Origin of the sequence: Mycobacterium numidiamassiliense (assembly GCF_900157365.1) — a bacterium.
Classification (GTDB): domain Bacteria; phylum Actinomycetota; class Actinomycetes; order Mycobacteriales; family Mycobacteriaceae; genus Mycobacterium; species Mycobacterium numidiamassiliense.
The window spans coordinates 3,742,705-3,755,278 of record NZ_FUEZ01000004.1 but is presented as its reverse complement, the minus strand read 5'-3'; the positions used below and the strand labels follow the sequence as shown (position 1 = coordinate 3,755,278).

General features: G+C 65.2%; 12 protein-coding genes and 1 tRNA gene. 3 read left to right on the top strand and 10 right to left on the bottom strand.

What is annotated here, in order from left to right; genetic code table 11:
- Positions 1–12 precede the first annotated feature (12 nt).
- Positions 13–912 carry an acyl-CoA thioesterase II gene (locus tag MNAB215_RS26030; protein ID WP_077081336.1) on the top strand — a complete coding sequence of 300 codons (900 nt, stop codon included), beginning with the start codon at positions 13–15 and terminating at the stop codon, positions 910–912.
- 2 nt (positions 913–914) lie between these two features.
- Here the strand turns inward: MNAB215_RS26030 and cydC are convergent, their stop codons facing one another.
- From cydC to MNAB215_RS30070, 7 genes are all read right to left on the bottom strand, one after another.
- A complete protein-coding gene (gene cydC, locus MNAB215_RS26025; protein ID WP_077081335.1) occupies positions 915–2,549 on the bottom strand; it encodes a thiol reductant ABC exporter subunit CydC in 1,635 nt (544 codons plus the stop codon).
- Positions 2,536–4,134 carry a thiol reductant ABC exporter subunit CydD gene (gene cydD / locus MNAB215_RS26020; RefSeq protein WP_245830481.1) on the bottom strand — a complete coding sequence of 533 codons (1,599 nt, stop codon included), beginning with the start codon at positions 4,132–4,134 and terminating at the stop codon, positions 2,536–2,538. Before cydD ends, cydC begins: the two co-directional genes overlap by 14 nt.
- Before the next feature lie 80 nt (positions 4,135–4,214).
- Positions 4,215–5,255, bottom strand: a complete 1,041-nt coding sequence (gene cydB / locus MNAB215_RS26015; protein ID WP_077081333.1) for a cytochrome d ubiquinol oxidase subunit II — start codon at positions 5,253–5,255, stop codon at positions 4,215–4,217.
- Between the two features lie 38 nt (positions 5,256–5,293).
- Positions 5,294–6,748, bottom strand: coding sequence for a cytochrome ubiquinol oxidase subunit I (locus tag MNAB215_RS26010; protein WP_077081332.1), 1,455 nt, complete (start codon positions 6,746–6,748; stop codon positions 5,294–5,296).
- Between the two features lie 61 nt (positions 6,749–6,809).
- Positions 6,810–7,391, bottom strand: coding sequence for an HdeD family acid-resistance protein (locus MNAB215_RS26005; protein WP_077081331.1), 582 nt, complete (start codon positions 7,389–7,391; stop codon positions 6,810–6,812).
- Between the two features lie 27 nt (positions 7,392–7,418).
- The gene (locus tag MNAB215_RS26000; protein ID WP_077081330.1) at positions 7,419–8,756 is read right to left on the bottom strand and encodes an adenylate/guanylate cyclase domain-containing protein; all 1,338 of its coding nucleotides are present in this window, start codon (positions 8,754–8,756) and stop codon (positions 7,419–7,421) included.
- Positions 8,757–8,831: 75 nt separating this feature from the next.
- On the bottom strand, positions 8,832–9,248 hold the full coding sequence (locus MNAB215_RS30070) for a hypothetical protein (protein ID WP_217348950.1): 417 nt from the start codon (positions 9,246–9,248) through the stop codon (positions 8,832–8,834).
- A gap of 182 nt (positions 9,249–9,430) precedes the next feature.
- Here MNAB215_RS30070 and MNAB215_RS25995 point away from each other — a divergent pair, with 182 nt between their 5' ends.
- Complete coding sequence (locus MNAB215_RS25995) at positions 9,431–9,718, top strand: hypothetical protein (protein WP_077081329.1); 288 nt, start codon at positions 9,431–9,433, stop codon at positions 9,716–9,718.
- A 214-nt stretch (positions 9,719–9,932) separates the two neighbouring features.
- Here the strand turns inward: MNAB215_RS25995 and MNAB215_RS25990 are convergent.
- Positions 9,933–10,009: transfer RNA gene (locus tag MNAB215_RS25990), tRNA-Leu, on the bottom strand.
- Positions 10,010–10,126: 117 nt separating this feature from the next.
- On the opposite strand from MNAB215_RS25990, the gene MNAB215_RS25985 reads away from it, so the two are divergent.
- Entirely contained in the window at positions 10,127–10,750 is a 624-nt protein-coding gene (locus MNAB215_RS25985; RefSeq protein ID WP_077082348.1) for an ANTAR domain-containing response regulator, read from the top strand.
- A 176-nt stretch (positions 10,751–10,926) separates the two neighbouring features.
- On the opposite strand, the gene MNAB215_RS25980 is transcribed toward MNAB215_RS25985, so the two are convergent.
- Together MNAB215_RS25980 and MNAB215_RS25975 are read right to left on the bottom strand one after the other, a co-directional pair.
- Positions 10,927–12,129: a lipid-transfer protein gene (locus MNAB215_RS25980; protein WP_077081328.1), complete on the bottom strand. Its 1,203-nt coding sequence runs from the start codon at positions 12,127–12,129 to the stop codon at positions 10,927–10,929.
- Positions 12,126–12,569 (bottom strand): Zn-ribbon domain-containing OB-fold protein, encoded by a 444-nt coding sequence (locus MNAB215_RS25975; protein WP_077081327.1) that lies wholly within the window; start codon positions 12,567–12,569, stop codon positions 12,126–12,128. The genes MNAB215_RS25980 and MNAB215_RS25975 overlap by 4 nt, the downstream gene beginning before the upstream one ends.
- Between the last annotated feature and the right edge of the window lie 5 nt (positions 12,570–12,574).

Sequence of the window (12,574 nt, the reverse complement as noted above, 5' to 3'; positions counted from 1 at the left end):
TGAGGAGATCCTGTGCCGCCCGGCCGCGAGCCTGAGCAAGAGCCGAATTCCGATTTCGACGAACTGCTGGCGGTCCTGGATCTCAACCGCATCTCTGACGACCTGTTCATCGGAGCCCATCCCAGCAAGAACCCGATGCGGACGTTCGGCGGCCAGCTCATGGCACAGTCGTTCGTCGCGAGCAGCCGCACCCTGACGCACGAGGACCTGCCTCCGAGCGCGTTGTCAACGCATTTCGTCAACGGCGGCGATATCGACAAGGACATCGAATTCCACGTGGTCCGGCTGCGCGAGGAACGCCGCTTCGCCAACCGCCGCGTCGACGCCGTGCAAGACGGAGTGCTGTTGTCCTCGGCGATGATCTCCTACATGTCCGGCGGCAAGGGCCTCGAGCACGCGCTGCAGCCGCCACCGGTCGAGCAGCCCCACGCACACCCGCCGATCAGCGAGCTGCTGCGCGGCTACGAGGAAACCGTCCCGCACTTCGTCAACGCGTTGCATCCCATCGAATGGCGCTACACCAACGACCCGTCCTGGGTGATGCGCGACAAAGGCGAACGGCTGCCGTACAACCGGGTCTGGGTCAAGGCTCGCGGTGTGCTGCCCGACGATCCCGTTCTGCACACGGCGACGATGGTGTACTCCTCGGACACCACGGTGCTGGACTCGGTCATCACCACCCATGGCTTGTCGTGGGGGTACGACCGCATTTTCGCCGCGTCCGCCAACCATTCCATGTGGTTTCACCGGCAGGTCAACTTCAATGACTGGGCGTTGTATTCGACGTCGTCGCCGGTGGCCGCCGATTCACGGGCTCTGGGTACCGGCCATTTCTTCGATCGTTCCGGGCGCGTCATTGCCACGGTCGTCCAAGAAGGCCTGCTGAAATACTTCCCGCCGTCGCGCCGGTAGCGCTATCCGATACGCAATTCGGGACAGCGAAAGTCGTTGGGCACGTGGTGGGTAGCCACTAGTACCGTCCGATGCCGCGCCATCAGGCGAGAATCCGGCGCCAGCAGATCGCGCAGGACGCGCTCGCCGTCCATCGCATCGAGGTGCTCGGTGGGCTCGTCGAGCAGCACTACCTTCGCCCGCGATATCACCGCGCGGGCCAGGAGCAGCCTGCGGCGCTGGCCCGCCGAGACGGCCTGCGCGCCGCCAGTCAGCACCGTCGACAGGCCGTCTGGCAGGCTGGCGAACCAGGCGCCAAGCCCGACGGCGTCCAGCGCCGCCAGCAGTTCGTCGTCCGGGCAGTCGCCGCGAGCAACCAGCAGATTGTCGCGCACAGTGGTCCCGAAGATATGCGCGTCTTCAGCGAAAAAGCTTACAGTGCTGTGTAATTCGCTGTCATTGAACCCACTCAGCTCGGTTCCGTCCAACAGCACGCGGCCGCGCAAGGGTGCGAGGAGTCCGGCGAGCGTCATCAGCAGTGTTGTCTTGCCCGAGCCGCTGGCGCCGGTGACCGCCAGCCGCGAGCCCGGCTCGAGATCCAGGCTCACCTGGTGAGAGTGCGCCGCCGTGTAGCCCGAACGCATGTCAGCCGTTAACCGGCCCTCGATCGAGTGCGCCGAAGGTCGCGAAGCGTCGGCCGTGCGGTCCGTCGGAGCCAGGTCGAGCAGGCGGCGCGCGGAGATCCGCGATCGCGCCAGCTGGACTGCGGCGGCCGGCAATGGGGTCATCGCCTCGAATGCCGAGAGCGGCAACAGCATCAGGACGGCCAACGTGGTGGGCGCGACCATCGGTGCCAACGCGATCCCGGCCACGACCGCCCCGAGCACACTGACCCCGATGGCGGCGGTCGGCATCGCCTCGGCCAGGGCGGCGGGTCTGGCCGCGGCGTCGAGGGCGTCAGTCCAATCCCGTTGGCGACGTTGCGATTCGGCGATGACGTCGGGCAGGACGCCGGCCACCCGGAGTTCTGGGGCGTGCTCAAGGGCGGTCATGGCCGAGACGTCACGTTCGGAATGATGTTGCCGGGCAATCTCTTCCTGAGTGGTGGCGGCTCTCCCGGCAAGCCAGGGCGCCACGACCCCGGCAATCAGCAGGCAGAGCGCCAGCACCGCGCCGGCGGGAACCGAAATCGCGGCGACAGTCGCCGTCGCCGCCAGTGCCAGCACGGCCGCGACGCCGATCGGCACCACGGCGCGCACCAGCACGTCGGCCAGTTCGTCGACGTCAGAGCCCACACGGGCCACCAGCTCACCGCTGTGCAGCCGGACGGCGGTCGCTGCCGGCCCGTTGGCCAGCCGCTGATAGATCTGCGCCCGCGCGCTACCCGCCGCGCGTAATGCGGTGTCGTGGGTGGCCAGTCGCTCGCAGTAGTGCAGCACGCCCCGCGAAATCGCGAATGTGCGCACCGCGACGACTGCGACCGACAGGTCCAGCACCGGCGGCATCTGCCAGGCCCGCGTGATCAGCCACGCCGAGGTGCCCGCCAGGGCCAGCGCGCTGCCCAGCGACAGCACCCCGAGCGCGATGGCGGCCAGCACTCGCGGTAGTCGCGGGCGCAACAGTCTCATGGCGGCGGGCAGCGGATCAGACTGGCGCATAACGCACCTGACCGTCCGACACGACATCGATCACCCGGTCGCCGATTGCCACGACGGGCTCGCGGTGTCCGACCACGACGACCGTTGCACCGGCGCGTGCCCGCTCGAGGATTGCCCGTAGCACCCGCTGCTCGGTCCTTGCGTCCAGGTGTGCGGTGGGCTCGTCGAGCAGTAACACCGCGGCGTGGCACCCCAGCGCTCGGGCCAGGCCCAGCCGTTGCCGCTGCCCTAATGACAAGCCGACGCCGCCGCGCCCGAGCACGGTGTCCATGCCGTCGGGCAGCTCGGCTAACACCGCATCGAATCCGGATTCGGCACAAGCCCTTTCGATGTCACCGGGCTCGTCCAGACCACCGAACAACCCCAGATTGTCCCGCACCGTTCCGGGGACCAGCACCGGCCGCTGCGGTAGCCAGGACAACTGTCGCCACCACGCTGGTGGATCCAGTTCCGCGACATCGACACCGGCCACCGTGACCCGGCCCGAGGACGCCACGCTCAGCCCGGCGATTGCCTGTAGCGCGGTGGTCTTGCCCGCGCCGTTTCGCCCCGTCAGTACCGTCACTTGGCCGGGTTCGAGCACCGCGCTGAGATCGCAGGGTGAATTGCCGTCGCGCCCGGCCACGCTGAGGTTCTCCAGGCGGATCTGCGCCCCCCGTGCCACGACCGTTCGATTTCGCGACGTGGTGTCGGTTGGTTCGCCGATGAGTGCGAACGCCTTGTCCGCGGCGGTGCGACCGTCTTGGGCGGCATGAAATGCCACGCCAATACGGCGCAGCGGCCAGTACACATCCGGTGCGAGCAACAGCACCGTCAAGCCGGCGGACAGGGTCATCTCGCCGAACACCAGGCGAAGACCAATGCTCACCGCGACAAGGGCCACGCCCAGAGTGGCCAGCAATTCGAGCACCAGCGCCGACAAAAAGGCGACCCGTAGCGTCGCCATCGCCGAGCGTCGATGCGCGGCAGCCAGTTCGGCGATGCGCCGCTCCGGTCCCGACGCGCGGCCCAGCGCCCGCAGCGTGGGGATGCCGGCGATCAGATCCAGCAACCGGCTCTGCAGGGTCGTCATCGCCGCCAACGCCGCTGCCGATCGGTCGGCCGTTACCAGCCCGATCAGCACCATGAAAATCGGGATGAGCGGCAGCGTAATGATCACGATCGCAGTCGATTTCAGATCGTAGAGCGCGATCACCGCCACCGTCGCGGGGGTCAAGATCGCGGCGAGCAGCAAGGTGGGCAGATACCCGGTGAAATAGGGCCGTAGATCGTCGAGGCCGCGGGTGACCACCACCGCGGCCGCATCCCGTTGTTCGGCAAGCTCATGAGGTTGACGAGCGGTCACGGCCGCCAGCACCTGGCCGTTGAGATCGGCGATCACCGCGCTGGCGCCCCGTTGGCCCAATCGCGCCTGAAGCCAGTGCGTCACCGTGCGAACGGCCCACAGCGCCAACAGTATTGACAGCGGCCCGAACCAGCCCCGCAGGTTTCGTGCCGACGGATCGGTGATCACCCGCGCGACGATGCCGGCGAGGACGATCGCCGACCCGATCGCGCAACCGGAGATGACCACTCCGCAGCCCACCGCCGCGGTCAGATAGCGGCGCAACGCGGTCGATGCCCGCCACAGTCGCGGGTCCAGGGGAGCCCGGGAACCCCGTGTGCTCAGGACGGATGCCTCGCCAGACCGATGGACGGCGGTATCTGGTCAGACGAGATGCGTTGTCGGAAAACCCAATACGTCCACGCCTGGTAGACGACGGTCAGCGGGGCGAGAAATGCCGTCACCCAGGTCATGATCTTCAGGGTGTACGGCGTCGACGAGGCGTTGTAGATCGTGACGTTCCACTGTGGGTTCAGCGTCGAGGGCACCAGGTTCGGGTACAGCGAGCCGAACAAGAGAATCACTACGGCCGCAACGACTAGCGCAGTACATAGGAATGCCCAGCCATCGGAGGCGCGGCGCCAGACCAACGCTACCGCGGCGAGCTGCGCGACTACCGCGACCCCCAGCACCAGCCACGTCCAGTTCTTGCCGTACGCAAGTTGAGTCCACAGCCCAAAGGCCGCAACCAATCCGGTGACCGGTAGCGACAGCCACACCGAGATGCGATGTGCGTCGTCGCGGATGGAACCGGAGGTCTTCAAGGCGACGAACACCGCACCGTAGAGCAAGAAGAGCCCGGCCGTCGCCAAACCACCCAACAGCGTGTACGCGTTGAGCACATCGCCGATCGACAGATGGATGTGACCACTGGCGTCCACCGGCAGTCCGCGGACCAGGATGGCGAAAGCCACGCCCCACAGCACCGCCGGCAACCACGATCCGGCCGCAATACCGAAGTCGGCCAAGGCGCGCCATTTCGTGTCATCGATCTTGCCGCGCCATTCGATCGACACCGAGCGCACAATCATGCCGAACAAGATGGCCAGCAGTGGCAGGTACAGCGTGGAGAACACCGTCGCATACCAGCCGGGGAACGCGGCGAACATCCCTGCGCCGGCGGTGAGCAGCCACACTTCGTTGCCGTCCCACACCGGGCCGATGGTGTTCAGTGCCGTGCGCCGGTGGGCTTCTGGATCGCCCGTTCCGACGTGAGCGAACGGCTCCATCAACATGCCGACACCGAAATCGAAGCCCTCCAAGATGAAGAAGCCAAGGAACAGGACGCCGATGAGGCCGAACCACAACTCTTGAAGTCCCACTGGTTAGCTCCTTCCCGATCGGGGTGTCTCGTTGGCTGTCAGTAGGCGAATGACAGTGGGGCCACTTCGTCGTCGTCGGGCGCCGGTGGCGGCGCCGGTTCGGCGTCGTGCTCCTGCGGTCCCTCGGCGACGTAACGTTTGAGCAGCCAGAACCAGATGACCGCGAGCACCGCGTAGACCAGGGTGAATGTCGCCAGGGAGGTAACGACCATGCCGGCGGCGTGGTCCGAGACGCCTTGGCCGACGGTCAGCCGAACCTGCTGGTCGCCGGTGGGGTTAGGGGCGACAATCCAGGGTTGCCGACCCATTTCGGTGAATACCCACCCGGCGCTGTTGGCCAAGAACGGCGTGGGAATCGTCAGCAGCGCGAACCAGGAGAACCAGCGCTGGGTCGGGGTGCGGCCACGGCGGGTCAGCCACAGCGTGGCCAGCGCGAAGAGCACCGGAATCGCCATCAAACCGATCATCGCCCGAAATGACCAGTAGGTGACGAACAGGTTGGGCCGGTAGTCATTTGGGCCGAATCTGTGTTCGTAGTCTTGCTGGATGTTGCGCACGCCCTGCAATGTCACATCGCTGAATCGGCTCTCGGCGAGGAATGGCAACACATAGGGCACCTCGATGACGCGGGTGACGCTGTCACAGTTGTTATGCGTGCCGACCGTCAGGATGGAGAAGTCGGGGTCTGTCTCGGTGTTGCACAGTGATTCCGCCGAGGCCATCTTCATCGGCTGCTGCTGGAACATCAGCTTGCCCTGCTGGTCGCCGGTGAAGAACAGCCCGACCGCAGCGATCAGCGCAACCCAGCACCCCAGGATGACCGCCGGGCGGAAGATATTGCCGGCCAACAACTCTGGCTTCCGGTGTGAACGGACAAGCCACCAGGCGCCGACCGCGGCGACGAAGGTGCCGGCGGTCAGCAGTGAACCCGCGACCGCATGCGAAAATGCCGCTCGCGCAGTGTTATTGCTGAGAAATGCCGCGATGCTGGTCAACTCGGCTCGGTGGGTGGTGGGGTTGTAGTGAGCGCCGACCGGATGTTGCATAAACGAATTCGCTGAGATGATGAAGAACGCGGAGACGTTGACCGCGATGGCGACGATCCAGATGCACGCCAGGTGCACCAGCCGCGGCAGCCGACTCCAGCCGAAGATCCACAATCCGAGGAAGGTCGATTCGAAGAAGAACGCGGCCAGGCCTTCCATCGCCAACGGGGCGCCGAAGATGTCGCCGACGAACTTCGAGTACTCACTCCAGTTCATGCCGAACTGAAATTCCTGCACGATCCCGGTCGCGACGCCGATGGCGAAGTTGATCAGAAATAGCTTGCCGAAGAATTTCGTCAGGCGGTACCACGCGGTGTTACCGGTGGCCACCCAGGCCGTCTGCATGACGGCGACCAGGGGAGCCAATCCGATGGTGAGCGGCACGAAAATGAAGTGGTAGACGGTCGTGATGCCGAACTGCCACCGCGAAATGTCAATGACATTCATCTGTCATCTCCCGAAACTACGACTTACTACGACGCAGTGTAGTAGTTGTGAGCGGCTGGCGCTAGGCGCCGAGTTGTTGGGACGCCTTGCGAATGCCGAACGACGACACAATCTCGATGACACCAATGACGACAAACCAGACGCCGACCACGAGCGCCAGCGTGATGATCGACTGCAGCGGCGACCCGAGCACGACGATCCCGGCAATCAAAGTGATCACGCCGAGGAAAATCGACCAGCCACGTCCGGGAAGGTGGGGGTCCTGGATCGCGGATACCGTTGTGGCCACACCACGGAAGATGAACCCGATCCCGATCCAGATGGCCAGCAACAAGACTGCGTTCCCGAAGTGGCGAAACGCCAGCACGGCCAGGATCAGCGATGCGGCGCCGCTGATGAACAACAAGATTCGGCTACCCGCCGTCACGTGCAGGCTGAACGCGAAAACAACTTGTGCCGCACCGGTGATCAGGAGATAGGCACCGAAGGCCACGGCGGCGGCGAGGACGGATATTCCCGGCCAGGCCAGCACCACGACGCCGACGATCAGCGACAGAATTCCCGATGTCAATGTGGATTTCCACAGATGCGGCAACAAGCTCGGAGTGTCAGCGGTGGTTGTCATGGCCGCAGTGTGACACATGTGCTCGGCCCCGCATAGGGTCCTGAGTCACACGTTGGCCGTGCGTGTTTCGTCGGCAACATCCTGCTCGGCGGGTTCGTCCGCTAAAGGCTTGCGGCCGATGAGATACCAGGTGCGCATCAGGCCTTTGCCCTTGACCTCGATGCGACCGCGCTCCTGGAGTACGAACTCGTCTTTGAGGCGCGCGTAAACGTCCTCGGGCACTTGGATTTGTCCCACCGAGTCGGTCGATTCCATCCGGGCTGCGACATTGACGGCGTCACCCCACACGTCGTAAAAGAACCGACGCGACCCCACCACGCCGGCAACCACGGTGCCCGTTGCGAAGCCGACCCGCAATGGCACCGAGAGGCCATGCGGGTCCCTGAGTTCGTCTGCGACAGAGGTCATTTCGAGAGCAAAGTCGGCCAGCGCCTGGACGTGGTCGGTGCGGGGCCGCGGAACTCCGCTGACCACCATGTAGGAATCCCCGCTGACTTTGATTTTCTCCAGCCCGTGCTTGTCCACCAATTCGTCGAAAGCGGTGTAGAGCTGGTCGAGGAACTTGACCAGGTCGCAGGGGTTGGTGGTGCTCGCGCGTTCGGTGAAGCCGACCATGTCGGCGAAGAGCACCGAGGCCTCTTCGTATCTATCGGCAATCACGTCGCGATCGGGTTCCTTGAGCCGGTCGGCGACGCTGGCAGGCAACATATTTGCGAGCAACGCCTCGGAGCGCTCGTACTCGGCTTCCATGACCGCCTCGGCGCGGTCGGTGTCGCGCATCGCGAACCAGACCGTCACGATGATCATCGCGCAGGCCGAGGTGGTGGTGATGACGAAGCTCGTCGTCATGGCCCAGGGGGCTTCCAGCCCGGTGGAGCGGGGGACGAGGAACTGCAGCGTGATCACCAGCCCGACGCCGATGGCGCCCAGCAGCGCCGCCAGCCCGATGCGTTCGACGCCGAGCTGCAACACCACCAGGCTGGCGGTGGTCACCAGGTAGTACTGGACGCCTGCGCCGGTGCCGACTTCCCAGCAGGTCAAGAAGACAGCGGTATAGGCAGTGAAGACGAAAATCAGCGGTGCCACCAAGTCTCCGTAGCGGTTGAGCCACGGGACCAATGCGAAGGTCACCCCAGTGCAGAGGTTGACCATCTGGATGGGGATCGCCTCGGGGCCGGACCAGAATCCGAGAACGGTGAAAATCAAGCACACGACAACGCCCATTACGGCGTTGATGTTGAGCACCCGGACGCGGCGGGCGTGGCTGTCGGCGTAGTGGTCGTTGCGGGCGCGGTTTTTAGTCCGCACCGCTGCTTTGCAGTCGGGGCGTGTCATGGAGCCGTCTGACCGAGTTGGTGGGGCGCCGCATTTCCTAGCCACCACTACAAAAGCGTAACCGCTTGTCAGATGATTCCCCAGTTCGGCGACGGATTTGCCGAGTTAATGGCCGATGCAGCGTCAGCGGGTGGACGATTTTGCCCCGGTTCGCGACATCGAGGCGAGGAGTCGGCGACGGCGTGGGTACCCCGTTTTCTGCCGGACTCCTTGTGGCGCATAGGATTTGGCAGACGCCGTTCTCGTCGCCCGGTCGCGGCGAACCATTCGGCGGGCCTCGTCACCGCTGGCCGCCCACCGGACGGCCTTTTTTACGCCGATGTCGGGGCGTTGCTGCGCAGTTTTGGCCGATGCGCGGGGCCGGAAGCCCGGCGAGCCGCGACGTATTCTGCGGGGCTGGCCGCCGGCCCGCAACTGCTTGGTCCGCTCCGCGGTGCGACACGGCGTGCTCATGGCGACGTCGATGCGCCATCGCCACATCGCCGCAGCCCGCTTCGACTGCTTGCTCATAATCACCGCAACGCTTTGCGGCTCACCCATGCCGCTCATCCTTGCGCGCGGGACCTGTCCGGATCCAATCGGGGCGGTCGGCGTCTACTTCGGCGGTGGGCACTCGCTGGCAGCCAGCATCGTAAGGCTGGATGCTGAGGGTGTGGGGGACCACACTAGGAACGCGGCTTACGTCGACGACTGCCCGCAGTACCCAACAGATAGGAACGTCGATGACCAAACACGAGCCGAGCGCCGCCGGTATTGGTGCTCTTGACCTGTACGCCCCAGACGGCAGCTGCGTGGCCACGCTGATGAAGCAGGTCGCGCACCGGCCGATCCAAATCGCGGTACCCGGCAGAGAGCGGGAAGACTGGCCGCGGCCGCAGGACACCGAACAGACGGCGGTGTATTGGCCGGAACCCGACAAATGGTTCTTTCCGAAGACCAATACCTTGCAGAACAGGATGGACGAACTGATCAACGACGAGCAGCAAGACAAGGGCGGTTTCTACGTGTAGGGAATCGCCCCACCCGTTGCCCGCGCCCATAGACATGCCACCGGCAAGAGTTCTTAGGTGTTGTGTCCTGCACGCGTGCCGATCCTTGGGGGAGTTAGGCACGGACGTTGGGGCGCGCCCGCTATGTCGTTGCTCTAGCGGGGTTTTTAGATCGGACTGACTCCGAACTGCATGCTGTGCTGTCGGGCGAAATCCGCTTTGATCTGGTGTTACCTGGTGCCCTCGGTGAGATTCGAACTCACACTGCACGGGTTTTGAATCCGTTTCCTCTGCCAGTTGGGATACGAGGGCTTCCTTGATCCGGCCTACTACCTTAAAGGAGCCTCCCACCTTAGAGGATCGGTGCAGTCGTCCGTTCTGACCGCCCCGACGTCGCTGGTCGCCGCAGTCCACGAGAGAATGGTCATCATGACAGGCCCCACGACCGACACCGACACCGTTGCGCCGCGCCGGGTCCTGATCGCGGAAGACGAAGCGCTCATCCGTATGGACCTAGCCGAGATGCTCCGAGAGGAGGGTTACGAAATCGTCGGCGAGGCCAGCGACGGACAGGAAGCCGTCGAACTGGCTGAGCAGCACACGCCCGATCTGGTGATCATGGACGTGAAGATGCCGCGCCGCGATGGCATCGACGCGGCGTCGGAGATCGCCAGTAAACGGATCGCGCCGATCGTGGTGCTGACCGCCTTCAGTCAGCGCGATCTGGTCGAACGCGCACGCGATGCGGGGGCGATGGCCTACCTGGTGAAGCCCTTCACCATCAGCGACCTGATCCCGGCGATCGAATTGGCTCTCAGCCGGTTCAGCGAGATCCGGGAGCTGGAACGCGAAGTAGAGACGCTGTCCGAGCGGCTGGAGACCCGCAAGATCGTCGAGCGCGCCAAAGGCCTGTTGCAAGCCAAACAGGGCATGACCGAGCCCGAAGCGTTCAAGTGGATTCAGCGTGCCGCCATGGATCGGCGAACCACGATGAAGCGCGTGGCCGAAGTCGTCCTGGAAACTCTGGGAGATGAGAAAGAGGACGAGGCGTAGCCCTCATCTGGGCATCGAGTGTGTTCTTGCGGCTTTGACTGTGCGCTCAGGGCGAGAAATCGGGTGAAATCCCGCCCGGGAAGCACGCTCAACGCCATGGACGCACACTCAACGCCCTGGAAGCACGCTCGACGCCATGGACGCACGCTCGAAGCGACGCCGCGGACCCAGACCCGCTATCGCGCGACGATCACCGACGAGCCGTGGCCGAACAAGCCCTGGTTGGCGGTGACGCCGACCGTGGCACCCGCCACCTGCCGGCCGGTGGCCTGGCCACGCAGCTGCCAGGTCAACTCGCAAACCTGAGCGATCGCCTGGGCGGGAATGGCTTCCCCGAAGCACGCCAGTCCGCCCGACGGGTTGACCGGAACCCGGCCGCCGATGGAGGTGGCACCGCTGCGCAGCAGCTCCTCGGCCTCGCCCTTCGCGCACAGCCCCAGGTGCTCGTACCAGTCGAGCTCGAGTGCGGTGGACAGGTCGTAGACCTCGGCCAGGCTCACATCCTCGGGCCCGATGCCCGCTTCGGCGTAGGCGGCGTCCAGGATCTGGTCCTTGAACACCCGGTCCGGTGCGGCCACGACGGCAGTGGAATCCGTTGCGATATCCGGCAATTCGGGCAGATGCTGCGGGTAGCGCGGGGTGACCGTGCTCACCGCACGCACCGACGGGACGCCGTCGAGCGAGCCGAGATGTTTGCGCGCGAAGTCGGCGCTGGCGACGATCAATGCCGCGGCGCCGTCGGAGGTGGCGCAGATGTCGAGCTGCCGCAACGGGTCGCTGACCACCGGGCTGGCCAGCACGTCCTCGACCGAGGATTCCTTGCGGTAGCGGGCATTTGGGTTCTGCAGGCCGTGCTGGGAGTTCTTGACCTTGACTTGCGCGAAGTCCTCGGACGTCGCGCCGTAGAGGTCCATCCGTCGCCGCGCGAGCAGTGCGAAGTACACGGGGTTCATCGCGCCGATGAGGTGGAAGCGCTGCCAGTCGGGGTCGTTCTTGCGTTCGCCGCCGACCGGGGCGAACGCGCCCTTCGGGGTGGTGTCGGCGCCGATGACCAAAGCGACGTCGCAGAAGCCGGCCAGAATGTGCGCGCGGGCGCTCTGCAGCGCCTGGGACCCGCTGGCGCACGCGGCGTAGCTGGAGCTGACCGGTACGCCGTTCCAGCCAAGCTTCTGCGCGAACGTCGACCCGGCGATGAAGCCCGGGTAACCGTTGCGGATGGTGTCGGCCCCTGCGACCAGCTGAATCTGCTGCCAGTCGAGCCCGGCCTCGGCCAGCGCGGCGCGGGCGGCGACCACGCCGTATTCGGTGAAGTCGCGGCCCCATTTGCCCCAGGGGTGCATCCCGGCGCCGAGGATGTAGAGCGGTTCGGGTGTGCTCATGATGCGATCCTCCAGGCGTGCACGATGCGCTCGACGCCGTCGTCGTCGGTGAACAGCGGCATCGTGGTCAGCTCCATTTCCATGCCGACCGTCAAGTCGTCGGCCAGGGTGCCCGCGACTACCTTGCCCAGCACGATGATTCCCTCGTCGGCCAGCTCCACCGCGGCGATGGCGAACGGCGCAAACGGGTCTGGGGCGGGGTAGGGCGCCGGCGGTGGGTACCGGTTTTCGGTGTAGCTCCACAACGTCCCCCGGGTCGACAGCGCGACGGACTCTAGCGCGTCGCTCGCACACGCCGGGTTGGGGCAGTTGTTCTCCCGCGGTGGGAACACATACGTCCCGCACTCGGGGCACTTGCTGCCGATCAGATGCGGATTTCCGGCGTCATCGGCGGCGAACCATCCGGCGATCGCGGGCTCTTGACTGGTGACCTCAGGCACTCGGC